Raw genomic sequence first — 25,998 nt, forward strand, 5'->3', positions numbered from 1 at the left:
CAACATGCGTGCCATATCATGGACGGTCGTGCGCGCGTCCTGCGGTTCGCCTTCGCCGACGGCTTGCGCCTGCGCCAACACCCCGGCATGGACGACGCGGGCCTTGTCGATGTCTTCGGTGAATTTCCGGACATATTCCGTCGCCGGATGCAGAACGATCTGATCCGGTGTGTCGCATTGCTCGACCGCGCCATCTTTCATGATCGCAATGCGATCGGCGAGGCGAAGCGCTTCGTCAAAATCGTGCGTGATGAAGACAATCGTCTTGTTCAACAACTGCTGCAGGCGCAGGAACTCGTCCTGCATTTCCTTGCGGATCAAGGGGTCAAGCGCGCTGAACGGTTCGTCCAGGAACCAGATATCCGGCTCAATGGCGAGGCTGCGTGCAATACCAACGCGCTGCTGTTGTCCGCCGGACAATTCGCGTGGAAAATAGTCTTCGCGCCCCTCCAGACCGACCAGCTTGATGACTTCCAACGCGCGTTCGCGACGTGTGTGTTTGTCCTGTCCACGCATTTCAAGCGGGAACGCGACATTCTCCAGAATTGTCCTGTGCGGCAGCAAACCGAAGGATTGGAACACCATCCCCATTTTGGAGCGACGCAGTTCGATCAGGTCTTTTTCGGACAAGGACATGATGTCCTGACCTTCGACCGTAATCGTCCCGCCGGTGATGTCGTGCAGTCTTGAGAAACACCGCACCAGCGTAGACTTGCCGGAACCGGACAACCCCATGATGACCAGCATCTCGCCCTTGTGGACATCAATGGAGACGTTTTTTACGCCGGCGATGTACCCTGCTGCCCTGATCTCGTCATAGCTCATGCCCTCGGGCATGCTCTTGATGAAAGCCTTTGGGTCTGGTCCGAAGATCTTCCAAACGTTCTGACAGGATATCACGGGCTTGTGAGCAGTCATGGCAATCCTTTATGCAGGTGTCCCCGCCCGAACCCGGACGGGGATCAATCATAGGTCAGAATTGGCGGCCAATCAGTTCAGCCAGCTCTTCCAAATGTCCTCATTGGCTTCCAACCAGGCTTCCGCTGCCTCTGCCGGCTCCATCTCGTCGATATCGACCAGCTTGGCCATTTCAGCAATCTGCGGGTTGGTGAAGTTGACCTTTTCCAAGATGGCGTATGCCGACGGCCATTTTGCTTGCATGCCGTCCCATGCCGCTTTCTTCAAGTATCCGTCCGCGGGATTGCCGCAGTCGTAAAGGGCATTCGGGTTTGGACCAACAGCCGGGTCCTTGTCACAGCCGTCTACCCATGCCGGGAATTCGACGAATTCGCCGGGCCAAACAGCTTCGGCGAAGTTGGGCGTCCAGTTGAACACGACGATGGGACGCTTGTCAGCTTCAGCAGCGCCGATTTCAGCCCAGAGAGCGGCTGCAGAGCCTGCGTTCACCACGACGAAATCCATGTCCAACGCTTCGACGCGTTCCTGACCGTGCTTGAGCCAGTCCACCGGACCGTCAAGGTAGCGACCTTTGTCACCGGTCTCAGCCGTTGCAAACACGGAGGCGCAGGCGTTCAGAGCTTCCCAGCTTGGGAGGCCCGGGCAGGATTCCTTGGTCCACATCGGGTACCACCAATCCTCGCGGGTGACCGCATTATGGTCGCCCACATCAACGATGCCGCCTTTGTCCAGTGCTGCACGGAAGGATGCGCCAAATGCACCTTCCCAGACTTCCAGTTCCAGCGTCACGTCACCAAGGCGCACCGACTCGTAAACGGCCTGACTGTCAGTGGTGACGTATTCGACTGCATTTCCGTTCATTTCGAGGATCTGACCGACGACGTTGGACATAACGATCTGGCTGGACCAGTTATGGATCGGAATAACGATCGGATCGTCGCTGTCAGCCGCGAAAGCGCTCAGCGGCGCAAGGGCAAGGACCCCTGCCGTCAAAGCTGTCGTGAATTTGTTCATTGCTTATCTCCCTATGTGTTGCCCTCAGATGGGGCACGGTGCCGTCGGCCCTTAACCGTCAGCGAACAGATACGATAACCAGCGATTCTTCGTGCTGTGGTATGCATCAGCATCCATCTTCGCAGCATTTTCCTCTCAATCAAGTTTTTTTCTTTCTAGTGCCTAATTGTTAAGCGGTTACGCAATGTCGCAAATGCAATGATCGATGTCCAATCTCGAGCGGATTTCCGGCTTTTGTTACGGCAAGTTGCCAAAAAAATGAGGATTCTCGACATGCGCTATTCGGGTTTCAAGGTTCTGAAAGAGGCCTTGACGGGACATAAGGGTTGGGCCCCTGCCTGGCGCGATCCAGAGCCGCAGCCGCACTATGACATCGTCATTATCGGCGGCGGCGGCCACGGACTTGCCACCGCCTATTATCTTGCCAAGGAGTTTCAGCAGAAGCGTATTGCTGTGCTCGAAAAGGGCTGGATTGGTGGCGGTAACGTCGGGCGGAACACAACGATCATTCGGTCCAATTACCTTCTCGATGGGAACGAACCCTTCTACGAGTTTTCGCTGAAACTGTGGGAAGGGCTGGAGCAGGACTTCAACTACAACGCGATGGTCTCGCAGCGCGGCATTCTGAACCTGATCCATACGGACGCCCAACGCGACGCCTTTGTCCGACGCGGCAATGCGATGATCCTTAACGGTGCCGATGCCGAGTTGCTGACAACTGCACAGATCAAGGAACGCTATCCCTTCCTGAACACCGAAGACGCACGCTTCCCGATCAAGGGCGGGTTGGCCCAACACCGTGGCGGCACCGTACGCCATGATGCAGTCGCCTGGGGATATGCGCGCGGCGCCGACAGCCGAGGTGTGGACATCATCCAGAATTGCGAAGTCACAGGTTTCCGCATTGAGAACGGCAAGTGCCTGGGCGTCGAAACATCACGCGGGTTCATTGGTGCCGGAAAAGTGGGGTGCGCCGTCGCGGGTTCGTCGGGTCGTCTGATGGCCAAAGCCGAAATGCGTCTTCCCATCGAAAGCCATGTCTTGCAGGCGTTTGTGTCCGAGGGTCTCAAGCCTGTTCTGCCCGGTGTCATCACCTTTGGTGCCGGTCATTTCTACGTCAGTCAGTCCGACAAAGGTGGGCTTGTCTTTGGTGGCGACATAGACGGCTACAATTCCTACGCGCAGCGCGGAAATCTCCCGGTTGTAGAAGATGTGTGCGAAGGCGGCATGGCCATCTTCCCGGCGTTTGGCCGCGCTCGGTTGCTGCGCATGTGGGGTGGCATCATGGACATGAGCATGGATGGGTCACCGATCATCGACAAAACCCATATCGAAGGGCTCTATTTCAACGGGGGCTGGTGCTACGGCGGCTTCAAGGCGACCCCGGCAAGTGGGTACTGTTTTGCACATCTGCTGGTGCGCGACACACCCCACCCCACTGCCGCAGCGTATCGATTCGATCGTTTCGAGAAGGGTCTGATGATCGACGAAAAAGGGATGGGCAATCAGCCCAACCTGCATTGAAAGGTCGCCATACATGATTATCGAACACCCCCTTCTGGGTCCGCGCGATGCTGCCGAGTTCACTTACCTTGGCGACGCAAGGTTGATCGACCGTCCGGACTGGCAGTCGGAAAACGCCGCGCAGGAATTCTTTGAATACGGCTACCTTCGGGACAACCCGGCTGGGTGGCATCAGGAATTGTGGTTCCACGAAGCAGGCGACCGCTCGTGGCTCGTGGTCACACGCAACACACTCACACACGAGATTTCCAAAGTCGAACTGGCCCGCGATGTGGCACGTTCGCGGGGACGCAGCAAATGACCCAGAAAAACCGGATCGCGACGGGCGGACAAATCGACCGCAGTCGCACCCACAGCTTTACGTTCGACGGTGTCACCTACCGCGGCCATCCCGGGGATACGCTGGCCTCTGCCCTGCTGGCGAACGGTGTTCGTCTGATGGGACGGTCGTTCAAATACCACCGTCCCCGAGGCCCGCTGACCGCCGGGTCTGAAGAGCCCAACGCGTTGGTCGAATTGCGCGACGGTGCGCGTCAGGAACCCAACACCCGCGCCACCACGACAGAGCTTTTTGACGGGCTGTTCGCAAAAAGCCAGAACCGTCTTGGGTCTCTGAAATTCGATCTTTTGTCGATCAATGATCGCTTGTCGAACTTCCTCACCGCTGGCTTCTACTACAAGACATTCATGTGGCCCGCCGCGTTCTGGGAAAAACTCTATGAGCCGCTGATCCGCCATGCGGCCGGCCTTGGATCGTTGTCGTTGAAGGACGATCCCGACGTTTATGACAAAGGCTTCCTGCACTGTGACCTGTTGATCGTTGGCGCCGGTCCTGCAGGGCTGGCCGCCGCATTGACCGCCGGGCGGGCCGGGGTCGACGTGATCCTTGCCGATGAGGATTTCCGCATGGGCGGACGCCTCAACAGCGAGACGTTTTCGCTGGGGGATGCCAGCGGCGCGGACTGGGCCAATGGGGTGGTCGCCGAACTGGAAAGCCTGCCCAATGTCCGTCTCATGGCGCGCACCACGGTGATCGGTGTTTTCGATCACGGCATTTACGGCGCGGTCGAAAGGGTCAGCGATCATGTCCACACCCCCGATGCGGGTAAACCGCGCCAAATCCTGTGGCGCATTTACACAAAGCGGACGGTACTGGCCGCAGGCGCAACGGAACGGCCAATCGCGGTTGAAAACAACGACCGACCCGGCATCATGCTGGCCTCGGCGATACGGACTTATGCCAACAGGTTCTCGGTTGCCGCGGACAAGCGTGTTGCCATTTTCACCAACAACGATGACGGGCACCGGACGGCAGCGGACTTGCACGCCAAAGGTATCAAGATCGCGGCCGTTATCGATGTGCGCCCCGATGCACCCAAGAGCACCAATTACGAGGTAATTGAGGGTCAAGTCATTGATACAAAAGGCCGTCTTGGGCTGACCTCAATTGAGGTCAAGCTCACAAGTGGATCAACTCGCAGGTTGGACTGTGGCGCGTTGGGTATGTCCGGCGGTTGGAACCCCAATGTGCATCTGACGTGTCACCAGCGGGGTCGGCCGGTCTGGAACGAGGCGCTCGCAGCTTTTGTACCGGGTGATCACCTACCTGCTGGAATGACCGTGGCAGGTGCCGCATCCGGAGAGATGTCGACCGCCGGTGCATTGCGAAGCGGCGCGCACTCGGCGATGTCGGCACTTGATCTTAAGGGGGACATCCCAAGCTTCCCGAAGGCCGAAGATGCGCCCGTCAATCTCAAACCCTTCTGGTATGTCGAAGGGTGTTCCCGAGCATGGCTTGACCAACAGAACGACGTGACCGTCAAGGATGTCAAACTCAGCCATCAGGAAGGCTTCAGGTCCGTCGAACACCTGAAACGCTATACCACGCTGGGCATGGCAACAGATCAGGGAAAGACATCGAACATGGGTGGTCTTGCCATCATGGCCGAACTGGCTGGCAAGACGATCCCCGAAGTTGGCACGACGATCTTTCGTCCGCCTTACACACCGACGGCGATCGGCGTGTTCGGTGGCCGCCATCGCGGCCAGGACTTCCACCCCAAACGGCTGACGCCCAGCCACCATTGGGCCAAGGAACAAGGCGCGGTGTTTGTCGAAGTCGGCAACTGGCTGCGCGCGCAATGGTTTCCGCGCGCGGGCGAAACAACCTGGCGGCAAAGCGTGGACCGTGAGGTGCTGGCAACGCGCGGATCTGTGGGCGTTTGTGACGTCACCACGCTGGGCAAAGTTGACGTACAGGGCACGGACGCGGCGGAGTTCCTCAACAAAATCTACTGCAATGCTTTTGCCAAACTCGAAGTCGGCAAGACCCGCTATGGCTTGATGCTGCGCGAAGACGGCATTGCCAAAGACGACGGCACAGCGGCACGGCTTGCTGAAGATCATTTCGTTGTGACCACGACAACCGCAAATGCCCTGCCCGTGTACCGCCATATGGAATTCGTCCGTCAGTGTCTGTTCCCTGATATGGACGTGCAGCTTATCTCGACGACCGAGGCATGGGCACAATATTCCGTCGCTGGCCCGAACAGTCGGCGGGTTCTTGAAAAGATCGTGGATCAGGACATCTCGAACGAAGCGTTCCCCTTCATGGCCTGTGCAAACATCACCGTTTGCGGGGGATTGAGGGCGCGGTTGTTCCGTATCTCGTTCAGCGGTGAATTGGCCTATGAGATCGCCGTTCCGACCGCCTATGGCGATGCACTGATCCGGAAGATCATGGAAGCCGGTGCCGAATACGATATCACACCCTACGGCACTGAGGCCTTGGGCGTCATGCGCATCGAGAAAGGTCACGCGGCCGGCAATGAATTGAACGGCACAACGACCGCCCAGAACCTTGGGATGGGGCGTATGGTGTCCAAGAAGAAGGACAGCATCGGGTCCATTCTTTCGGAACGCGAAGGCCTGAACAGGGATGATGATCTGCGACAAGTCGGGATCAAACCCGTTGATCTCAAGGCCTCAGTGCCTGCTGGCTCACATCTGATGTCCCTCACAGGGCCGGTGGATGCCGCACACGATCAGGGCTACGTCACCTCGGCCTGCTATTCCCCATGCCTCGGGCATGCCATCGCGTTGGGTTTCCTCAAGAATGGCTCCGAACGCATGGGTGAACGGATGCGACTGGTCAGCCCGTTGACCAAAGTGGAAACGGAAGTGGAAATCGTGAGTCCACACTTTATCGACCCCGAAGGAGAACGACTTCGTGCATGATCTGAAAACCATCACGGCGCTTGGCGGTTCCGAGCCGCGCGTTGACACGTTCCACCATATTTCGATTTCGGAAAACGATGGTCTTGCGCTGGCGTCTGTGGCCGCACGGCTTGGGTCAGAGGATGCATGTCACAAGACTATGCAGGACTTGCTTGGGGCGGTGCCAGGTCCGGGTGAGGCGGTGCTGCGCGAGCCCGAGTCCGGTTTCTGGATGGGACCTGAGCAATGGATGATCGCAGCTCCGAGGCAAACGCATGAGCTCTTGGCGGACGATCTCAAAACCCGGTTCGGGGGCTGCGCGTCAGTGACCGAACAATCCGGAGCGTGGGTCAGTTTTGACTTGGTTGGACCGGGACTGGCAGATGTGACAGAGCGCCTGTGCGCCGTTCCGATCCGCAAGATGCAGGCCGGAGATACGCGGCGCACCATGATTCACCAATTGGGGTGCTTCGTGATCCGTCAGGCTGATCCGCATCACCTGCGTATTCTTGGCCCCCGCGCTTCTGCCGGATCATTGCACCATGCTTTGATGACAGCAGCCCAATCGACCGCTTAAGCCAAAGGCGCAACCCGGTTGTTGCTGGCGCGGAACATATTGACCTTCTTGCGGTCGTCCTTGGGATGAATGCCGAAAACTTCGGTGTAGTTCTTGATCAGCGTAAAGGAAGACGCATACCCGACGGCCGTGGACACTTCGGATATTGTGTAATTGCCGTATAGCAGCAGCTGTCGCGCTTTGTGCATGCGCAAAGATCGGTAGTAGACAAGCGGGGTTCTGCCTGTGGTGTTCTGAAACACACGTTCCAACTAGCGCACCGACACGCCCACCTCTCGTGCAACGTCGGTGATATTCAGTGGGTCTTCGAGGTGATCCGAGAACATCGCAATCGCGTCACGCACCATGCGCGGCAGCATGTCATTCGTGCTTTCTGCGGCGAAGGTCGGTTTGCGTTGCGGAACCCCCTGCCCCCGCATCATGGGATGCTGAAACCAGCACGCCACTTCGGTCGCCACACCCGAACCGACGGCCTTTTCGATCAGATGCAGGGACAGGTCAAACGCAGCTGCTGCCCCCGACGCGGTCAACCGTCGTGCGTCGATGCTGATTACATCTGTAGAAGGCGTGAAGTCGGGGAATTCTTCTGCAAAGGCCGCAGCATAACACCAATGAACCGACGCGGCGTGTCCATCCAGCAAACCCGATCGCGCAAGAGGAAACACGCCGCCGCTTATCGCTCCGATCGTCGTTCCGTGACGGGCCAGTTTGCGGAGTTTCCCATTGGAGTTCTGACGGTCCTTGAAATGTGACGACGGATCGCTGAGCAGGTAGAGCTGATCCAGCGTTTCGACATTTGCGAGCGCCATATGAGGGTCGAATCCGACGCGTGCGCTCGCCTCAACCCGGTTTCCATCCTCGGAGATAAGGGACCACGCAAATATCTCGCGCCCCACGATCTCGTTCGCGGCGCGGAGCGGCTCGATCATCGAGGTCAGGCAGGCCATAGGAAATCCCGGAAAGATCAGAAATCCTATGTGGATGTTTTCATCTGAGTGCATAAGTTTATACTAACGGGAAAGACTCGTGCCACAATATCGATCAAGTTGATCAAAAGTCACGCTGTCTGTAGAGCAGATCTGAAAAATTTGGGTGTCGCGATGAATAAACAAGCTGGCGGAATGTCCGCAACGAATACTGCTCTGCACCAGGATCCTCACCGTGTTGTCGATAACCGGGAAAAGGTGCTTGAGGTGGCAATCGGACGCGAAGTCCGCGCTTTCCGTCGCAAGCAAGAAGTCACCGTTTCGGAACTTTCGGCGACGACAGGAATATCCATCGGGATGCTGTCGAAGATCGAGAACGGGAACACGTCGCCGTCACTGACCACCTTGCAAAGCCTTGCCCATGCCTTGAATGTTCCCCTGACGGCTTTCTTCCGGGGATTTGAAGAATCCCGCACTGCCGTGCACACCAAAGCCGGTGAAGGCGTGGAGCTTGAGCGCGCCGGGACACGGGCCAACCACCAGTACAATCTGCTTGGACATATCGGTGCCAATTCAAGCGGTGTGATCGTAGAGCCTTATTTGATCACCCTGTCAGACGAAGCAGACGTGTTCCCGACGTTTCAGCACGCCGGGATCGAGACGATCTATATGCTGGAAGGCGAAGTGGATTATCGCCACGGCGACAACATCTATAGCTTGCGGCCTGGTGACACGCTGTTCTTTGACGCCGATGCTCCGCATGGGCCAGAGAACCTTGTCAAACTGCCCGCACGGTACCTTTCCATCATCAGTTATCCGCAAGAAACATAAGTCCAAGACACGCACCCGAAGCCCTTTTCTCATGGGCACTCGGGCATATTTTGCGTATCACTTCTGCAACGGTGGCTCTGTCTCAAGGTCCGGCCAAATCCCCGGCGATGTTGGCAAGCCGTCATCAAAGTTCTTGAGATAGTCGAGCATCATTGGACGGTTGTTGATGAACCCTTTGTAGGTCGCCAGCTCGACCGGCAAATCCCGCACCACGCGGTGCAATCTGCGGCCCCATTTCGGCACAGTCATCAGATCCTGAAAACTGCACAGGTAGCAGCGGATCGGGAAGACAAGCGCGTTTGAACGGGGCAAGCGGAAGAAGGTCTGCAATTCGACACGCAGATGTTGCTTCGCGCCAATATTTTCCGGTGTCAGGGTCGTCTTTTGGATGCCCCATTTGTGATAGTTTTCCGGGCTTGTGTCCAAAAGCGGGTTCACCGTCATCGTCCAGTTCAGGCGCCGTGCAGGCGCGCCCTGCTGGATGTTCAACAGGAACTTCAAAGCGCGGACAAAGATGCCTTTTTCATGGGCGAGCGGAACAGGCGCGTGCCATTCGAAAAAGTTCATCCCAATGTCGAAATCAAGCGACCAGTCCGCCTGCGTGGTGACCATCCCCGCGTCCATCCACAGGTTGTCATCACGCTGGTCGAGAACGGCAAAGTCACCCTGCGCCTGTCGGGTGATGTATTCCATCGGGCCATAGGGCAGTGTGGCGTCGTCGAGGAAAGTAAACGTGTCGTCAATTCCCAAAGGCTTGTTGATCCACCGCCATGTATTGCCGTCGCGATGCAGTTCGAACAGATCAGGATAGTCCTCGGACTTGGACACCATGATCAGTTCCAGCAAATCCCATCCCGCAAGGGTCATGTGCGGCAAAGACTGGCAGCGCAGTGGGTCCTCGGCCAGCACGATTGCGCGATCCCGCATCTCGGAGATGTAGTGTTCGTCTACATCAAACCGCTTTTCGTAGACGGAGTCTTTCGGGCCGCCACGGTGCTGTTCCATGTTGACCGAATACATGTAGCTGTCTTCGTGAAACGGGAACGGAAACCGTTTGATCGCCCGTTCGGAGTTGTAGAAGGAATAATCGTCACGGAAGGATTCTTCGTTGAATTGAATGGTCATGTCAGCGGTCCAGTACCAGGGTTTTTCCTTCAAAGCGGCTCACGCACGGCATGATCTTTTGGCCGCTTGCGTGCTCTGCGTCATCCAGCCAGTGATCGCGGTGAATGAAGGTGCCAGAGTAGTCGATCACATTCGTTTCGCATTGCCCGCAGGCACCGCCACGACACAGATACGGCGCATCGACACCGGCGCGTTCGATCGCTTCAAGCAGGCTTTCGTGTTCGCCAACCGAAATAACCTTGTTTGAGACAGCCAGCTTGACTTCGAAGGGTTTGCCGGGCTGCGGCGCAAGGAATTCTTCGTAATGGATAGCTTCGCGCGGCCACCCTTCGGCAGCGGCGGTCTGACGTACCCATTCGATCATCCCTTTGGGTCCGCATACGTACACGTGCGTTCCCAAGGGCTGTCCGTCCAGAAGTCTGACCAGATCAATCACTTGTTTCTGATCGTCGTAGTAAATGTGTGTCTCGTTCGGGTGTTGGCTGGTCAGTTCATCCACATAGGACCCAAGGCTTTGGGTGCGGCAGGCGTAGTGAAGTTCCCAATGTCCATTAAAGCGCTCAAGCTGTTTGATCTGCGCCAGAAACGGCGTGATGCCGATGCCGCCCGCCAGAAAGAGGTGCTTTTTGGCGCGCAGATCAAGACTGAACAGATTGACCGGGTAAGAGATGACCATCTCGTCCCCGATGGCAATCTTGGTGTGCATGAAGAGCGACCCGCCGCGCCCCTGATCGTCGCGACGCACGGAAATCGTGTAGGCCGTCTGGTCCATCGGATCGGACATGAGTGAATACGGGTTCAGCCGGGTGATGTCGCCATCGCGCATTTCAACAACGGTGTGAGCGCCGCCGGAAAAGGTTGGCAACAAGCCGCCATCGCTGCGTTTGAATTCAAACCGCGTGACAAGCTCGTTCACCGGTACGATATCCGTGACTGTGACGGCGATTTTTTCGGCACCGCTCATTCGTATATCCCCTTCGGCTCTGGCACATTTCCTGGGTCTTCCGCGTCGACGCGAACGCCCTGATAGGCGGCAAGTCGACGTGAATAGTGGTCACGTACAAACAGGTTCAGGCCACAGTGGCTGCACACAAAGGGATCGGTTTCCACATCTTCGGTGATGCCTTTGCAATGCACGCACTGCATCCGACGCGCAACGCTGCCGCGATGCTCGGTCTGTATAGCGGTGTGTGGGATGCCGGCCGCCATGGCCGCATTCATTGCCTGCCCCATGAGGCCCTCTGTGCCGGTCAGATAGACCTGCAAGCCCATTCGGGCATCAGCCAAGGCTTTGCGCAGGCGTGGTTCTGCTGCGGAATAACTAGGCCCGGAGTAAAACAAGGCGGGTTTCAACGCGCGCAGTTTGTCTTCGAAATGTTCGCCCTTGGGGATGTAGATAATATGCGCCTTGGCCATCATTTCAGGCGTGGCGACATCCAGAATTGCCTCGGCCCCATGCGCGTCCGCGACCAGCAGATGCGCGGAGCCGTCGCGGGCTTCGAGCGTACCATAGATCGGGCGGCTTTTGATACTCTGGGGAAATGTGAATTTCGTCATCTTTACCCTTTTGAATGCAGGCAGGCGCAGACTTTCGCCTGCACCCGATCCGTTCAACCCTTTGCAGTGCGGATTGATTTGTCCTTGTCGTAGAACGGCATTTCTTCCGCTGTCGCGGCAAGCTTTGTTCCGTCGGGCTGCACCACGGTCAGGAGAGTGCCCGGCTTGGCCACCGAAGGATCAAGGCGCGCAATGGCAACAGAATACCCATTCAGTTCAGACGACAGGCCATAGGTGATCACGCCGACGTCTTTGCCATCATGATGCACACGGGCGTGCATTTCCATTCGGTCCATTGCATCGCCGGACAGCTTCACACCGTAGATCTTGAACCGCTCCTTGCCCTTCAGGGCATAATGGTTCTCGGCACCGACAAATCCTTTCTTTCCGGGAGACACGGTGAAATCGAGACCCAGTTCCCACAGCGTATCGCCGCATGGTTCGTTCTCGAACGGGAAGGTTTCCGAGTTATCGCCGGGATAGAACAGCAGATAGCTTTCGATCCGGAGCATATCGAGCGTCGAGAACTGCACAGGGCGAACGCCCATATCCTTACCCGCGTCCAGAATGCTGTCCCACAGATGAACGGCGTCCTTGGCGCGACAGAAAATCTCGTATCCGCGTTCACCGGTGTATCCCGTCCGCGAGATCATGACATCGCGCCCGTAAAGCCGCGTCTGCATCATGCCGAAATAGGCCAGATCGCGGATGCCGGGGATTTCCTTGGCCAGCAGGTCGACCGACACAGGTCCCTGCAACGACATATCATGCAGGTCATCGTCAAACAGGATCTCACAGCTCTTTCCAGCTGCGGCAGCGGCAAGCTGTTCCATCCCCATGCCTGTGCCATGGACCACCATCCAGGAATTGACCGCGATATGGTAGATAATGCAGTCATCGACGAACTTGCCCTCCGAATTCAGGATCGAGGCATAGGTCGACCGGCCTGGTGCGATCTTCTCGACATCGCGCGTGGTTACGCGATCAATCACGTAAGCTGCATCCGCGCCCACGACGTGGACCTTTTTCAGGCCGGACACGTCCATCAGACCGGCTTTGGTTCGGACCGCTTCGTAATCAGCTTTGGCGCGCTCCGGTGTGTGGTCATAGAACCACGCCGTTCCCATGCCGTTCCAGTCCTCCAGCTCGCCGCCGATCTCCGCATGACGATGTGCAAGCGCTGAGGCTCTCCAAAGAATAGCCATACTGTTCCCCTGTCTTCGACTCTGTTTTCGTTACGGCACATTGAGCCTTAGCTTGGTTCAAAAAGCAACAATCGCATGCAACTTTTTTTCCTCGCAGGCAATTCAAACGAAAAGGGGCCGCCCAATTAGGCAGCCCCAATCTCGCAAGGCATTTGAGCCTATTTGTCGAAGGTTTTGGCCTTCGCGGTTTCAGAGCGTTGCCCGATCACCAGAACCACGACACAAATGATTGCTGCAATCAAGGTCGTCAGCCCAGGCAGGGCGCCACCCCACCCCATGAACATGGCGCCATCAACGACGTCCCACGTGGCTTGATCATATGGAAACATGATGTTCTCCTTTGAATGTCATTATTCTGCGGGATGCGCAGGTGTCACAGGCGCGTTGGCGCCCCATTCCGGATAGCCTGCCGCCGGAACCTTCACGAGGTCCATGCCAGCCCGTTCGGCCCCTTCGCGGACGCGCAGCAACCCAAACATCTTGAGGATGAACGAGCATACGTATCCCGGGACAAACCCAAGCAGGAAAAAGACGATGGCACCGATCAGCTGGCCAACAAAGGAAATTGTCGGAGCTTCGCCGGCTGCACCCTGCAGAGACGGGAAACCAGACCCCCAGATGCCCAGCATCACGACACCGTAGAGGCCGATTGTGCCGTGAACCGTAACTGCGCCAACCGCGTCATCGATCCCCCGGTTTTCCAACCAGTCGGCGCATGGCTTGAGGATGACACCAGCCGAAAACGCGATGATGAAGGCAAGTGCGGGATAGTAGATATCAAGCCCCGACGCGGATGAGATGATCCCGGCCAAAGCGCCGGACATCATCCAGAATGGATCACGTGTCATGACCCAAGACCCGATGATGCCGCCTGCAACCGCCATCAGGATGTTGAAGGACAGGGCGGACAGAGTGATCGGCGTGCCGTAGATCGTCGACGGCTTGTCGCCGAACCATGACCATGCTTCACCCGGAACGATCACGCAGGCCATAAGGAATCCCCAAAAGCCCACGATGATCAGCATCAGGCCAACAACCGTCAGCGGCATGTTATGCCCCGGGATGTGATTAGCCGTGCCATCCGCATTGAACTTGCCAATCCGCGGTCCGAGGTTGATCAGCACCCCAAGCGCAAAGAACCCGGCAACAGCGTGGACCAGACCCGCAGCGCCAAAGTCGTGGACGCCCCACTGGGTGACCAGCCAACCGTCTGCGTGCCAACCCCACGCCGCAGCGACGACCCAGGCAAACGATCCCAGCACAATCGCGAGTATGATAAAGCCGATGGTCTGGATACGCTCAATGACCGCTCCTGACATGATCGAAGCCGTTGTGGCCGCAAAGAGGGCAAACGCCCCGAAGAAGACGCCAGACGCCTGATCGGCGATGTTCGGCCCCATATACTGGGCGCTGTCACCCCACCCCCAAGCAATCGCGTTGGCGTATTCGACGCCGGAGATGCCAGCAGGCCCCGGAGCGCCCGGCAGACCTGTGGGGAAACCCCAGTAGACCCACCAGCCAAAGAAATAGAAGGTCGGGATGACAAAGGCGAACGCCAGGATATTTTTAACGCCCGATGACAGCACGTTCTTGAGCCGCGATGCCCCCATCTCATAAGCAAGAAATCCCGCATGGATGAGGATCATCAGCGGGATTGTGATGTAATAGAAGGTTTCGGCGAACATGGTGTTCGTGACGGCGGCGCCGCCCCCTGCCGCCTCTAGTTCCGCCACCTTGGCAGCAAGTTCAGCGAGTTGTTCTTCCACGGTTTTTCGTCCTCCGAGTCGGATTGGTTTCTTGTTTTTGGTGTGCCCTACGTGTGTGTGTTGCCGAAAATGAAGCACAAAATGTCGATTTCGCCTAGAGTTTTTTACCCGTTAAGAAAAAAAGTTTCCTGATGGTTGAGTTTTGGAAATTTGGTGGTAGCGTCGAGCGCAATCGCTGGCCAAAAAACGCCAGAACTTGAGTCGGGAGCTTTCGAATGTGCGGAATTGTAGGTCTTTTTCTGAAGGACAGGTCTCTTGAACCACGCTTGGGCGAGATGCTCACAGCGATGTTGATCACCATGACGGACAGGGGTCCAGACAGCGCCGGTATCGCGATATATGGCGGGGAAACGCCCGGCCGTAGCAAGATGACGGTCCAGTCGGATGATCCTGACAAGGCGTTTTCCGATCTCGGCGCAAAGCTGCAGGATGCAGCTGGCGGGCCAGTCAACGTTACTGTCAAAAGCACACATGCCGTTCTCGATATACCCGCCGGATCAACGGCTAAGGTGCGTGCTGCTTTGAACGAAATGGGCATCCGCGTGATGAGTTTTGGCGACAGTCTCGAAATCTACAAAGAAGTCGGTCTGCCCAAAGATGTGGCGGCCCGGTTTGAGCTTGCCAAAATGTCGGGCACACATGGCATTGGACATACGCGTATGGCGACGGAATCGGCTGTCACGACCATGGGCGCTCATCCCTTCAACACGGGCCCCGATCAATGTCTTGTGCACAATGGTTCGTTGTCCAACCACAACTCTCTGCGCCGCAAGCTGCGCCGCGAAGGCATCCATATCGAAACCGAAAACGACACAGAGGTTGGTGCCGCCTACCTCACATGGAAAATGCAGAACGGTGCAACGCTCGGCGAAGCACTGGAAAGCAGCCTTCAGGATCTCGACGGGTTCTTCACCTTTGTTGTCGGAACCAAGGATGGTTTTGGCGTCGTTCGTGATCCGATCGCCTGCAAGCCTGCGGTCATGGCAGAAACCGATCAATATGTGGCATTTGGGTCAGAGTATCGCGCACTGGTCGATCTGCCCGGCATTGAAACCGCACGGGTGTGGGAGCCAGAACCGGCAACTGTCTACTTCTGGAGCCATAACGATACCCCTACCGCCACAGAGAAAGCCGCCTGATGCAAACGATCGACCTATCCAAAGTTGGCCTTCGCGAAACCAACAAGATGCTGCAAGCCCAGTCAGCCGAGACCAATCAGACGTCGTGGGAAATCGTGAATCCGCGCGGGTCGCATGCCATTGCCTGCGGACTGAATGCACCGATTGAGGTCACCATCAAGGGCTCGACCGGGTACTATTGCGCGGGCATGAACCAGCAGGCCACGGTGAACATTCACGGTTCGGCGGGCCCTGGTACCGGCGAAAACATCATGTCCGGCAAGATCGTGATTGAGGGTGACGCAAGTCAGTATCTTGGTGCCACGGGCCAAGGCGGCCTGATCGTGGTCAAGGGCAATGCCTCCTCACGCTGCGGGATCTCCATGAAGGGCGTGAATATCGTCGTTCAAGGAAGCATCGGCCACATGTCCGCCTTCATGGGGCAATCCGGCAACCTTGTCGTTTGCGGCGACGCGGGCGACGCGCTTGGGGACAGCTGTTACGAAGCGCGGTTCTTCGTGCGCGGCAAGGTCAAAAGCCTTGGTGCCGATTGCATTAAGAAAGAAATGCGCGAGGAGCATATCACGTTCCTGCGGGGCCTTCTGGACGAAGCGGGAATTGACGCGGACCCGAGCGAGTTCACGCGCTATGGTTCAGCGCGAAAACTATACAACTTCCATGTCGACAACGCTGGCGCGTATTGAGGATCCACCGAATGAACAATAATGACCCCAAGGGCATCCCGCAGACCACGCCGCGTATGTCCGCGACCTTCACCAGAGACGTGAACAGCGACATCCGTCGCGCGGCTGCTACGGGCATCTACGATATCCGCGGTGGCGGTGCGAAGCGTAAACTCCCGTCTTTTGATGACTTGCTGTTCATGGGTGCGTCGATATCGCGGTATCCTCTCGAGGGTTACCGCGAAAAGTGCGAAACCTCTGTGACCATCGGTGGCCTACACGCCGAAAATCCGATTGAGCTGGATATCCCGATCACCATCGCCGGCATGTCCTTCGGTGCGCTGTCCGGTCCGGCGAAAGAGGCTCTGGGACGTGGTGCATCGGCTGCCGGAACGTCTACAACGACGGGTGACGGGGGAATGACGCCTGAAGAGCGCACCCATTCAACCAAGCTTGTCTATCAGTATCTGCCGTCTCGCTACGGCATGAACCCCAACGATCTGCGCAAGGCAGATGCAATCGAGATTGTCGTCGGCCAAGGCGCAAAACCCGGCGGCGGTGGCATGCTGCTGGGCCAGAAGATCAGCGATCGGGTCGCCGCAATGCGCAATCTGCCCAAAGGGATCGACCAGCGCTCTGCCTGTCGTCACCCGGACTGGACAGGACCGGATGATCTTGAAATCAAGATCCTCGAACTGCGTGAGATCACGGGTTGGAAAGTGCCAATCTACGTCAAGGTCGCAGGCGCCCGCCCGTATTACGACACAACTCTGGCCGTCAAGGCAGGCGCAGACGCGGTGGTTCTTGACGGGATGCAGGGCGGAACGGCGGCAACGCAGGACGTCTTCATCGAACATGTAGGACAGCCCACGCTGGCGATTGTGCGCCCCGCCGTACAGGCGCTTCAGGATCTCGGCATGCATCGCAAGGTGCAATTGATCCTGTCCGGTGGCATCCGGTCCGGTGCCGATGTCGCCAAAGCAATGGCCCTTGGTGCCGATGCGGTGGCAATCGGTACGGCGGCGCTAATTGCGCTCGGGGACAACGATCCGAAATGGGAAGCCGAGTACAATGCATTGGGCACCACTGCCGGCGCGTACGATGATTGGCACGAAGGCAAAGACCCCGCCGGGATCACGACCCAGGATCCGGAATTGATGGCTCGGTTCGACCCGGTGGAAGGCGGACGCCGCCTGCGAAACTACCTCAAGGTGATGACCCTTGAGGCGCAGACCATCGCGCGGGCCTGCGGCAAGAACCATCTACACAATCTGGAGCCGGAAGACCTTGTTGCGCTGACCATGGAAGCCGCTGCCATGGCGCAGGTGCCGCTGGCAGGGACGAACTGGTACCCCGGCAAACCCGGCACAACCTACTGACCATAACGAGGGCGCGGCTGAACATCAGACCGCGCCCCGCATTTTTTACGACAGGGAAGAAGACCAATGGCAACAGACCTCGAAAAATTCGCCGAACAGAATGGCGTAAAGTACTTCATGATCTCCTACACCGACCTTTTTGGGGGTCAACGCGCCAAGCTGGTTCCTGCGCGCGCAATTGCCGGCATGCAGAAGGACGGCGCAGGGTTCGCCGGTTTTGCCACATGGCTCGACCTGACCCCGGCACATCCGGATATGCTGGCAGTTCCAGATCCGGAAGCCGCAATTATTCTACCTTGGAACAAGGAAATCGCGTGGGTTCCCTCCACCTGCGTGATGGAGGACAAACCGCTCAAGCAGGCACCGCGCAACGTGTTGTGCCGATTGATCGAGGAAGCTGCAAGCGAAGGCTTGCATGTAAAGACCGGGATCGAAGCCGAGTTTTTCTTGCTGACACCAGATGGTCAGCAAATCTCTGACCAATACGACACAGCAGGTAAGCCTTGCTACGATCAGCAAGCGTTTATGCGGCGCCTCGATGTGATCCGCGAGATTTCGGACCATATGCTCGAATTGGGGTGGAACCCGTATCAGAATGACCACGAGGACGCGAACGGTCAGTGGGAAATGAACTGGGACTTCGACGATGCGCTGCGCACGGCGGACAAGCACTCGTTCTTCAAGTTCATGGCGAAATGCGTTGCGGAAAAGCACGGCTACCGCGCGACGTTCATGCCCAAGCCGATCGAAGGTCTGACAGGCAACGGGTGCCATGCGCATATCTCGGTCTGGGACGCACCGGGTGCGGCGGCCAAGACCAACGTGTTTGCGGGTGAAGGCACGGGGCAGACGGGCGAAGTGGGCCTGTCCGAACGCGGCAAGTACTTCCTTGGCGGGATCATGAAGCACGCGAGTGCGCTTGCGGCGATCACAAACCCGACCGTAAACAGCTACAAACGGATCAACGCACCGCGCACCACCTCGGGTGCCACTTGGGCACCGAATTCCGTAACTTGGACAGGGAACAACCGGACCCACATGGTTCGCGTCCCCGGGCCCGGCCGGTTTGAACTGCGCCTGCCCGACGGTGCGGCCAACCCTTATCTGTTGCAGGCGGTTATCATTGCCGCAGGTCTATCGGGCATCCGCTCAAAAGCTGATCCGGGCAAGCGGCACGATATCGACATGTATTCCGAAGGCCACACGGTCACGGATGCGCCGAAACTGCCTTTGAACATGCTCGATGCGCTTCGTGCGTACGACAAGGACGAGGGCCTTAAAGAGGCGATGGGCAAAGAATTCTCGGCCGCTTACCTCAAATTGAAGCACGAAGAGTGGAACGACTACGCCTCCCACTTCTCGACTTGGGAAAAGGCGAACACGCTGGATATCTAACAAAAAAGGCCTGCGCAGCGATGCCGTGCGCAGGCCAGCCGCCTTCTTTATCGGAGCCAGTTGAACCGGCGCACGATAGACGCGTACCAAAGCAAGGCCGCACCGACGAGGATCGACAACAGCATTGCAGGGACGGGCCCAACAATACTGAACGTGAACCACGCGGTTACGACTATCCCCGCAAAAGATACTGCAAGGACGGGGAACGCCATCTGACGGCGCATCAACATAAGGATGCACCCGACAGCACCGCCAAAAACCGCAAAAGCAAAAGCGATTGTTGCCCAAGCTGGTCGTCCCGCGATGATCACCTGGTAGATCTCAGGCATCCGGGCAACGTTTTCCGGGTTTGTTTGCGTGATGAAGTTCAAGCACCCCATCAGATTCCAGACAAGACCCGCTGCAGCGATGATCCAGAAGCTGAAATGAGGTTTGTTGTGTTCCATGCCCCTGCCCCCACTGCATTTCTCGACAAGGCTATCTGCAAAATCGAGCCTGTCCAACAGGCGAAAACGGCTTTTGTCATTTTACCAATAAGAAAAATAGTTGACTTATAGTGGTGATTTCATTGCAATGAAGCGAAGAGTGTTTTCACAAAAAGGAACCATACGATGACCAAGCGAATTGCTGTTTTAGGGGCTGGGCCGTCAGGCCTTGCACAGCTGCGCGCATTTCAGTCTGCTCAGGCCAAAGGCGCTGAAATTCCGGAAATCGTCTGCTTCGAGAAACAAGCCAACTGGGGCGGACTTTGGAACTACACGTGGCGAACTGGTCTGGATCAGTACGGTGAACCGGTGCATGGCTCCATGTACCGCTACCTGTGGTCCAATGGCCCCAAGGAAGGGCTCGAATTCGCCGATTACAGCTTTGAGGAACATTTCGGAAAGCAGATCGCATCGTATCCACCCCGAGCCGTCCTTTTCGACTACATTCAGGGGCGCGTAGAAAAAGCAGGTGTGCGCGATTGGATCCGGTTTGAAACGACGGTCCGCTGGGTCGAAAAGACCGATACCGGGTTCAATGTAACGGTCTGCCACCTGCCCGAAGATCACACATACACAGAGCACTTTGACCATGTGATTGTCGCAACGGGCCATTTCAGCACTCCAAATGTGCCCCATTTCGATGGTTTCGACACCTTCAAGGGCCGCGTGCTGCATGCCCATGATTTCCGGGACGCGATGGAATTTGTGGGCAAGGACGTCCTGATCGTCGGTACGTCTTATTCAGCAGAAGACATCGGCTCGCAGCTTTGGAAATACGGCGCCAACAGCATCACTGTCAGCCACCGCACCGCGCCCATGGGCTACAAATGGCCGGACAACTGGAAAGAAGTGCCCCTGCTCACCAAGGTGGAAGGCAAGACAGCGCATTTCAAGGACGGCAGCAGCCGGGATGTCGACGCGGTGATCCTGTGTACAGGGTACAAGCACCACTTCCCGTTCCTGCCGGACAGTCTGCGCCTCAAGACACCGAACGTTCTGGCCTCGAACGATCTCTACAAGGGCACCACGTACGTACACGAGCCGGACCTGTTCTATCTTGGGATGCAGGACCAGTGGTTCACCTTCAACATGTTCGATGCCCAAGCCTGGTGGGTGCGGGACGTGATCATGGGCCGGATTGCCCTGCCCGATCACGCAACCATGGTGGCCGACGTGGATGCCCGCAAAGCGGCGGAAGCAGCGCTTGAAGATGACTATGCCTGCATCTGGTATCAGGGCGACTACACGAAGGAACTGATTTCAGAAACAGACTACCCGGACTTTGATGTCGAAGGAGCATGCAAGGCATTCAAGGAATGGAAAGGGCACAAGAAGGCGGACATCATGGGATTCCGCAACAACGCCTACAAATCCGTCATCACGGGAACGATGGCTCCGTTGCACCACACCCCTTGGAAGGATGCATTGGACGACAGCCTTGAGGTCTATCTTCAGAACTGAGTTAGTCTGATACCGCAATTCTGAGGAAAACGTAGGTCTCTGATAGGCCCGCCTTGTCCTTGAGCGATACTCCGATCTCCCGGCCTTTCGATTGAAAGGTCTGGAGATCGAAAAAATCTGGGTGGTTCACGTCCTGATCTGCCGTCATGCTGGCTTCGGTTCCAAGACAGGCGGCCACCGTTCTGACAAGACGTTCGAACGCTGCGGTCGCTTCAGGGGCGCGGTAAGGAAACGCCCACCCACAATGCACCTGTGATCCTCCAGACAGTACCAATGATCGTGTGCACTTTGTGGACTTCTCGGTGCCCGGAAGAGTCAAAGTGAGATCGGCGTTGCTGGTGCCGAGTGTCAGGGTCTTGTCACACATATCGGCCTGGGCCGCTGACCCGACGGACAGCAAAAAGATCAGCCCTGCCGTAAAATGCGGTTTCATCCAGACGCCGCCAAATGGTCTTCCCAATCGGGTACCTCGTTGATCAATACCATCGCGACCCGTTCAAAGGCTGCATTCAGTTTGTCGATATGTGGCCCAGCGTGCGCTTCTTCAGCCAGCGCCGTTCGCATACAGATCAGCCAGTTTTCGGCGTCTCCCCGTCGAATTGGCACATGGGCATGCATCAGTTTCACATCCATATGCCCGTGCTTTTCTTGGTAATAGGCCCGACCGCCCATGAACCCGCTCAGGAAATTGAACTGCTCGACGCGGGCATGGGGCACTCCGTGACCCCGGGAGTGCAGGCGTCGCAAATTAGACCCTTCAGGAAGGGTCTCGACCAGATCGTAGAACAACTCGACAAGATCGCGCAGCTTTTGCTCACCACCGATGTCGTCAAGCATGCTCATTCCGCGACCAACGTATTCCCTTCGATCACCTCGAAGGGCGTGGGCGGAACGGTCTTGCTGACCCAAAACCATTGCCCGCCATATTCCATGACAAACCGGCCTTCCCAGTCCTCGTCAATGATCCCAATGCTCTGGTATTCATCTCCGTCGACCCGCCACGTTCCTCGCAAAGACGTTCCACCGTCCTGCGCATAGATCGTGGTTCCGTCCGCATCGAAATATTGGCGGTATGCGTGCCCCTCCCACATCCCGACAGCGGTATTCCCGGACAGCAATATGGCGATCTCATCTCCGCGCAGCTTGACCGATTGTGCCTCAACGGCTCCGGCGAAAACGGCCAATGCGACGGCAACGCGGATCATGACCGGGGACGCTCCTTGTTGGGATCATACGCGGCAAGCGTTTCGGCAACCCGTGCAGGCAGACGCATCTGGTGTCCGTCCAGTTTCCCGATCTCGACCTCGGTTCCGGGCGCTGCATGTGCAATGTCGATCCGCGCCAAGGCAATGTTCTTGTTCAACAAGGGCGATCGCATGGACGATGTGACCTCACCGATCTGCGCCCGGCCAATATGGATGCAATCGCCGTGGCTCACATCAACATTGCTGTCGATCTCAAGGCCGACAAGCTTGCGCATCGGATGTTCCTTGCGACGGATGAGGGCGTCGCGCCCGACAAAATCATCCGTCTTTGACTTCAAGGGGCAGGTGAACCCGATACCCGCCTCAAACGGATCCGTCTGATCCGAGAAATCGTAGCCGGCAAAAATCAGCCCAGCTTCAATCCGCACCATGTTGAGCGCTTCAAGCCCCATAGGCGTGAGTCCGTGTTCCTGTCCGGCCTCCCATATCGCATCGAATATTTCCTTGCAGTCCTTCGGATGGCAAAAAACCTCATACCCCAGCTCTCCGGTATAGCCGGTGCGGCTCAGAACAAAGGGCGTGCCGGACTCATTGCGCAAGCGCGCTGGCGTGTGACGAAACCACTCCAGCTGATCGAATTCCGGATTATGCGGCGCGGTCCAGACCAGCTTGCGCAGGAGATCGCGGCTCTTGGGCCCCTGCACGGCAACATTGTGCATCTGGTCGGTCGAAGACCGGACAAGTACCTTGAGGCCGTTCTTTTCGGCCAATTCGCGGAGCCATTCTCCGCCATAATCAGAACCACCGATCCAGCGGAAATTATCCTTGCCCAACCGGAACACGGTGCCATCGTCAATCATCCCGCCATGTTCGTAGCACATCGCCGTATACACCACACCGCCCACAGGCAGCGTCTTCATGTTGCGGGTAAACGCATACTGGCACAGTGCTTCGGCGTCAGGGCCTGTAATCTCGAATTTGCGCAGCGGCGACAGATCAAGGATTACGCATTTTTCCCGGCACGCGTGATATTCGGCAATGGGCCCCGCGGTGGCAAAACAATTGGCCAGCCAATAGCCATTATACTCGACGAAGTTGCGTGTGTGTTTGGCAAAACTGTCATGGAAACCGGTTTGCTTGGTCATTTTGGCCTCTGAATCTGGTGTGGCACGGATCGCGATGGCCTTTTGAAAGGTTTCCTTGCCGCTGTAGGTGCGTATGTGAATATCGGTCGGGTTCCAGCCATTTGCAGGCGTGGTGTCATCGGGACACGCGCTGGACACACAGACGATATCCGTCAATGCCCGCAACAGAACGTAGTCTCCGGGGCGGCTCCAGGGTTCGTCGGCATACATGACGCCGTGATCGTCGAGGAACGTGTTGAAGAAGAAGTTGATGGCCATCCAACCGGGACGGCCTGTGACGTTGTATTCCGCAAGCGCCTTGTTGAAATTATCCGAGCAGTTCACATGCCCCGGATAGCCGATATCGTCATAGTATTTCGCGGTGCACGCCATCGCAAAAGCGTCATGGCGCCCGCAGGTGTCCTGCACCACCTCGACCAAAGGCACCATTTCCTGATCATAGTATTTCGCGTGCAGTCCGGGCATGGGATAGGCGTGGCCCATAAGCGTGCGCGTCGTGGTGACATCCAGCGCATGTTCAATGCCCTTGTCGAGCTTTCGCGCGGAAAAGCATTCGAAATCCGTGCATTGCCGCCCATCGACATCAATGATCTGGATGTAGTCACCTGCCTTCACGAAATAGGCCTTTGCCGTCTGGCTGTGGATACGCACGTCACTCAACGGATCCGCGAGCGGGTCTGGCAAAGCGAACCGCGCCTGCGTTTTGAGAGTTGCCCGTTTGATCATGACGGTCAGTGAGGTCGCCGTATCCTGCGTCTCGAAGTTCATAACGGGCCCAGGCGCTGCGATGATCACCGTGCCATTTCGAACGGCGGTAAAGCTTGCTTCGGTCTTGGCAGGTGTCGTTCTTTCGAACAGATGAACCGCTTGCGCTTTTCCCAGGTCGATGCCACGCGCGTCGAGGCCCATACGCAACCCACGCAAGGATTGGTCATCCGACGTCAGCAGTGATTTCAGACCACCTGCGGGCCCCTGCGCTGTTGCCCCAATGATCCCAGCATCCACACGGCCTTTGCCGTCTGCGACCACGATCTCGCAGGGTTGCCCACCTTCGTCATTGATGATGGTCAGCTGATCACCGGTCTCGATCGGGATGAGAACAGCACCCTGTCCTTCGACGACATATCGCTCCGTGCCCGGCGGTAATGAAAACACACGCGGCTTGATGATCGCACTGGGTTTCGGGGGCCCTGGTCGCACACTTGGATAGTCGTCGAGCACTTTGACCCTCCCTGACGTGAGTTGCATGAACGGAATAAATGTTTAATTAAAAGAATACAGACAATGCAGACCACGGCAAACAGATTCGAACCGATGATCAATCATAACATCAGTTTTCTTGGCGGGGTCCCCGATGTGATCTCGGCCATTCGGTTTGGTCGTGTCTCTCCCGAAAACTATACGCGTATGTTCGGCTCGTTTTTCGGTTTCGCGACAAGTTGTTTTTGCATGAACCCTTTAAGGTCGAATCAATAGATGAGCGCTCTCGCCCTTGGACTTATTGCCGCTCTCTGCTGGGGATTTCACGATATCTGTGTTCGTTTCCTCAGCCAAAGAACCCCGATCAGTGCGTGCATCTTTACTGTCATTCTGACCGGCCTCATCTTTCACACAGCGGCGACACTCACCACAGGCACAGTTCAGGCCCTGCCCGCACAGGCAGTCTATCTGTCGGTCGGTGCAGGCATCTCCTTCATCATCGCAACCTTCGGCCTTTACTATGCGTTCGAAAGGGGCCCCGTTCGACTGGTCGCCCCGTTGATCGCCGGGTATCCGATCCTGTCTGTGGGCTGGGCCGCCTTACAGGGAACCCCTGTGTCTGCGCTTCAATGGCTTGCCGTTCTTGCGATCGTCGGCGGCGTGTCTTGCGTCGCAGCCCTTTCGGACACGAGCGATGAAGAGACTCCGCCCATCGGGCCAACCATCTTATTTGCGCTGATCGCGGCGGCCGGATTTGCGGGCACGTTCGCTTTGGGACAACCTGCTGCCGCCATGAGCCACGAAATGCCAAGCACGCTTGTGACACGCGTGACCGCTCTGCTGCTCGTTATTGTCGTGCTCTTCCTGTTCAAACAACCCTTCTGGGCAGGACGAAAAGCGCTTCCATGGCTTGTCGCGATGGGTCTTGCCGATGGCATAGCATTAATGTGTGTCTTGTCAGCGGGGGCTCTGGAGAACGCCAAATACGCATCAGTGTCTTCGTCGCTGTTCGGAATGCTGACAGTCATACTGGCATGGATGTTTCTCAAAGAGCGGATGACCTCCGCACAATGGGCCGGATGCGCCGTCGCCTTCGCAGGTGTTGGTTTTCTCGCACTCTGAGACCTCTGATTGCATCGAATCTTCTGTTTGAGATGCTGTGCGCGTTGCCCAAGGCGCAGGCGTAGGAAGGCAGGGCGATCGCCCGGCGCGGGGCTCAGGCTGTGAGCCCTTCGGGTTCTTCGATGCCATGCGCTCTGCAGCAGGCG

Annotated in this window: 26 protein-coding genes; 11 read left to right on the forward strand and 15 right to left on the reverse strand. The window is 57.1% G+C overall.

Annotated elements, in window-relative coordinates:
• Together JJ869_RS10840 and JJ869_RS10845 are read right to left on the reverse strand one after the other, a co-directional pair.
• Nucleotides 1-918 (reverse strand): glycine betaine/L-proline ABC transporter ATP-binding protein (locus JJ869_RS10840; protein WP_292267049.1); only part of this gene is annotated, 918 nt, incomplete at its 3' end.
• A 72-nt stretch (nucleotides 919-990) separates the two neighbouring features.
• Entirely contained in the window at nucleotides 991-1,932 is a 942-nt protein-coding gene (locus JJ869_RS10845; protein ID WP_292267050.1) for an ABC transporter substrate-binding protein, read from the reverse strand.
• Between the two features lie 273 nt (nucleotides 1,933-2,205).
• On the opposite strand from JJ869_RS10845, the gene JJ869_RS10850 reads away from it, so the two are divergent.
• The 4 genes from JJ869_RS10850 to JJ869_RS10865 are packed head-to-tail and all read left to right on the forward strand — an operon-like array spanning nucleotide 2,206 to nucleotide 7,249.
• A complete protein-coding gene (locus tag JJ869_RS10850) occupies nucleotides 2,206-3,456 on the forward strand; it encodes a sarcosine oxidase subunit beta family protein (protein ID WP_292267053.1) in 1,251 nt (416 codons plus the stop codon).
• Between the two features lie 13 nt (nucleotides 3,457-3,469).
• Complete coding sequence (locus tag JJ869_RS10855) at nucleotides 3,470-3,757, forward strand: sarcosine oxidase subunit delta (protein WP_292267055.1); 288 nt, start codon at nucleotides 3,470-3,472, stop codon at nucleotides 3,755-3,757.
• Nucleotides 3,754-6,693, forward strand: a complete 2,940-nt coding sequence (locus JJ869_RS10860; protein WP_292267057.1) for a sarcosine oxidase subunit alpha family protein — start codon at nucleotides 3,754-3,756, stop codon at nucleotides 6,691-6,693. The genes JJ869_RS10855 and JJ869_RS10860 overlap by 4 nt, the downstream gene beginning before the upstream one ends.
• A complete protein-coding gene (locus tag JJ869_RS10865; RefSeq protein ID WP_292267059.1) occupies nucleotides 6,686-7,249 on the forward strand; it encodes a sarcosine oxidase subunit gamma in 564 nt (187 codons plus the stop codon). The genes JJ869_RS10860 and JJ869_RS10865 overlap by 8 nt, the downstream gene beginning before the upstream one ends.
• On the opposite strand, the gene JJ869_RS23165 is transcribed toward JJ869_RS10865, so the two are convergent.
• Together JJ869_RS23165 and JJ869_RS10870 are read right to left on the reverse strand one after the other, a co-directional pair.
• On the reverse strand, nucleotides 7,246-7,491 hold the full coding sequence (locus JJ869_RS23165) for a helix-turn-helix transcriptional regulator (protein ID WP_366510445.1): 246 nt from the start codon (nucleotides 7,489-7,491) through the stop codon (nucleotides 7,246-7,248). The two genes, JJ869_RS10865 and JJ869_RS23165, sit on opposite strands and share 4 nt — an antisense overlap.
• Nucleotides 7,492-7,500: 9 nt before the next feature.
• Nucleotides 7,501-8,196: an AraC family transcriptional regulator gene (locus JJ869_RS10870; protein ID WP_366510442.1), complete on the reverse strand. Its 696-nt coding sequence runs from the start codon at nucleotides 8,194-8,196 to the stop codon at nucleotides 7,501-7,503.
• 174 nt (nucleotides 8,197-8,370) lie between these two features.
• Between JJ869_RS10870 and JJ869_RS10875 the strand changes: the two genes are divergently transcribed.
• A complete protein-coding gene (locus JJ869_RS10875; RefSeq protein WP_292267100.1) occupies nucleotides 8,371-9,006 on the forward strand; it encodes an XRE family transcriptional regulator in 636 nt (211 codons plus the stop codon).
• Nucleotides 9,007-9,063: 57 nt separating this feature from the next.
• On the opposite strand, the gene JJ869_RS10880 is transcribed toward JJ869_RS10875, so the two are convergent.
• The 6 genes from JJ869_RS10880 to JJ869_RS10905 all read right to left on the reverse strand — a co-directional run bounded on the left by JJ869_RS10880 (nucleotide 9,064) and on the right by JJ869_RS10905 (nucleotide 14,659).
• Nucleotides 9,064-10,131 carry a DUF3445 domain-containing protein gene (locus JJ869_RS10880; RefSeq protein WP_292267061.1) on the reverse strand — a complete coding sequence of 356 codons (1,068 nt, stop codon included), beginning with the start codon at nucleotides 10,129-10,131 and terminating at the stop codon, nucleotides 9,064-9,066.
• A 1-nt stretch (nucleotide 10,132) separates the two neighbouring features.
• Complete coding sequence (locus tag JJ869_RS10885; protein WP_292267063.1) at nucleotides 10,133-11,095, reverse strand: PDR/VanB family oxidoreductase; 963 nt, start codon at nucleotides 11,093-11,095, stop codon at nucleotides 10,133-10,135.
• Nucleotides 11,092-11,688: a dimethylamine monooxygenase subunit DmmA family protein gene (locus JJ869_RS10890; RefSeq protein WP_292267065.1), complete on the reverse strand. Its 597-nt coding sequence runs from the start codon at nucleotides 11,686-11,688 to the stop codon at nucleotides 11,092-11,094. Before JJ869_RS10890 ends, JJ869_RS10885 begins: the two co-directional genes overlap by 4 nt.
• Before the next feature lie 53 nt (nucleotides 11,689-11,741).
• Complete coding sequence (locus JJ869_RS10895; protein WP_292267068.1) at nucleotides 11,742-12,893, reverse strand: aminomethyltransferase family protein; 1,152 nt, start codon at nucleotides 12,891-12,893, stop codon at nucleotides 11,742-11,744.
• A gap of 158 nt (nucleotides 12,894-13,051) precedes the next feature.
• Complete coding sequence (locus JJ869_RS10900; protein WP_292267070.1) at nucleotides 13,052-13,222, reverse strand: hypothetical protein; 171 nt, start codon at nucleotides 13,220-13,222, stop codon at nucleotides 13,052-13,054.
• 21 nt (nucleotides 13,223-13,243) lie between these two features.
• The gene (locus tag JJ869_RS10905; RefSeq protein ID WP_292267073.1) at nucleotides 13,244-14,659 is read right to left on the reverse strand and encodes an ammonium transporter; all 1,416 of its coding nucleotides are present in this window, start codon (nucleotides 14,657-14,659) and stop codon (nucleotides 13,244-13,246) included.
• Between the two features lie 215 nt (nucleotides 14,660-14,874).
• Here JJ869_RS10905 and JJ869_RS10910 point away from each other — a divergent pair, with 215 nt between their 5' ends.
• From JJ869_RS10910 to glnT, 4 genes are all read left to right on the forward strand, one after another.
• Nucleotides 14,875-15,798, forward strand: a complete 924-nt coding sequence (locus JJ869_RS10910) for a glutamine amidotransferase family protein (RefSeq protein ID WP_292267075.1) — start codon at nucleotides 14,875-14,877, stop codon at nucleotides 15,796-15,798.
• Nucleotides 15,798-16,481 (forward strand): protein GlxC, encoded by a 684-nt coding sequence (locus tag JJ869_RS10915; protein ID WP_292267078.1) that lies wholly within the window; start codon nucleotides 15,798-15,800, stop codon nucleotides 16,479-16,481. Before JJ869_RS10910 ends, JJ869_RS10915 begins: the two co-directional genes overlap by 1 nt.
• Nucleotides 16,482-16,492: 11 nt before the next feature.
• Complete coding sequence (locus JJ869_RS10920; protein WP_292267081.1) at nucleotides 16,493-17,839, forward strand: FMN-binding glutamate synthase family protein; 1,347 nt, start codon at nucleotides 16,493-16,495, stop codon at nucleotides 17,837-17,839.
• A gap of 66 nt (nucleotides 17,840-17,905) precedes the next feature.
• Nucleotides 17,906-19,234 (forward strand): type III glutamate--ammonia ligase, encoded by a 1,329-nt coding sequence (gene glnT, locus JJ869_RS10925; protein ID WP_292267084.1) that lies wholly within the window; start codon nucleotides 17,906-17,908, stop codon nucleotides 19,232-19,234.
• A gap of 47 nt (nucleotides 19,235-19,281) precedes the next feature.
• On the opposite strand, the gene JJ869_RS10930 is transcribed toward glnT, so the two are convergent.
• Entirely contained in the window at nucleotides 19,282-19,680 is a 399-nt protein-coding gene (locus JJ869_RS10930; RefSeq protein WP_292267086.1) for a hypothetical protein, read from the reverse strand.
• A gap of 165 nt (nucleotides 19,681-19,845) precedes the next feature.
• On the opposite strand from JJ869_RS10930, the gene JJ869_RS10935 reads away from it, so the two are divergent.
• The gene (locus JJ869_RS10935; protein ID WP_292267087.1) at nucleotides 19,846-21,180 is read left to right on the forward strand and encodes an NAD(P)/FAD-dependent oxidoreductase; all 1,335 of its coding nucleotides are present in this window, start codon (nucleotides 19,846-19,848) and stop codon (nucleotides 21,178-21,180) included.
• 1 nt (nucleotide 21,181) lies between these two features.
• On the opposite strand, the gene JJ869_RS10940 is transcribed toward JJ869_RS10935, so the two are convergent.
• Genes JJ869_RS10940 through JJ869_RS10955 form a run of 4 tightly spaced genes read right to left on the reverse strand, consistent with a single transcriptional unit; the run spans nucleotide 21,182 to nucleotide 24,751 of the window.
• Complete coding sequence (locus JJ869_RS10940) at nucleotides 21,182-21,613, reverse strand: hypothetical protein (RefSeq protein WP_292267089.1); 432 nt, start codon at nucleotides 21,611-21,613, stop codon at nucleotides 21,182-21,184.
• Nucleotides 21,610-22,017, reverse strand: coding sequence for a group II truncated hemoglobin (locus JJ869_RS10945; RefSeq protein ID WP_366510443.1), 408 nt, complete (start codon nucleotides 22,015-22,017; stop codon nucleotides 21,610-21,612). The genes JJ869_RS10940 and JJ869_RS10945 overlap by 4 nt, the downstream gene beginning before the upstream one ends.
• Before the next feature lie 2 nt (nucleotides 22,018-22,019).
• Nucleotides 22,020-22,385, reverse strand: a complete 366-nt coding sequence (locus tag JJ869_RS10950; protein ID WP_292267092.1) for a hypothetical protein — start codon at nucleotides 22,383-22,385, stop codon at nucleotides 22,020-22,022.
• Nucleotides 22,382-24,751, reverse strand: coding sequence for an aminomethyltransferase family protein (locus JJ869_RS10955; protein ID WP_292267094.1), 2,370 nt, complete (start codon nucleotides 24,749-24,751; stop codon nucleotides 22,382-22,384). The genes JJ869_RS10950 and JJ869_RS10955 overlap by 4 nt, the downstream gene beginning before the upstream one ends.
• 255 nt (nucleotides 24,752-25,006) lie before the next feature.
• On the opposite strand from JJ869_RS10955, the gene JJ869_RS10960 reads away from it, so the two are divergent.
• Nucleotides 25,007-25,852: a DMT family transporter gene (locus JJ869_RS10960; RefSeq protein ID WP_292267097.1), complete on the forward strand. Its 846-nt coding sequence runs from the start codon at nucleotides 25,007-25,009 to the stop codon at nucleotides 25,850-25,852.
• Nucleotides 25,853-25,998: the final 146 nt, after the last annotated feature.

The organism is Marivita sp. (assembly GCF_017643905.1).
Classification (GTDB): Bacteria; Pseudomonadota; Alphaproteobacteria; order Rhodobacterales; family Rhodobacteraceae; genus Marivita.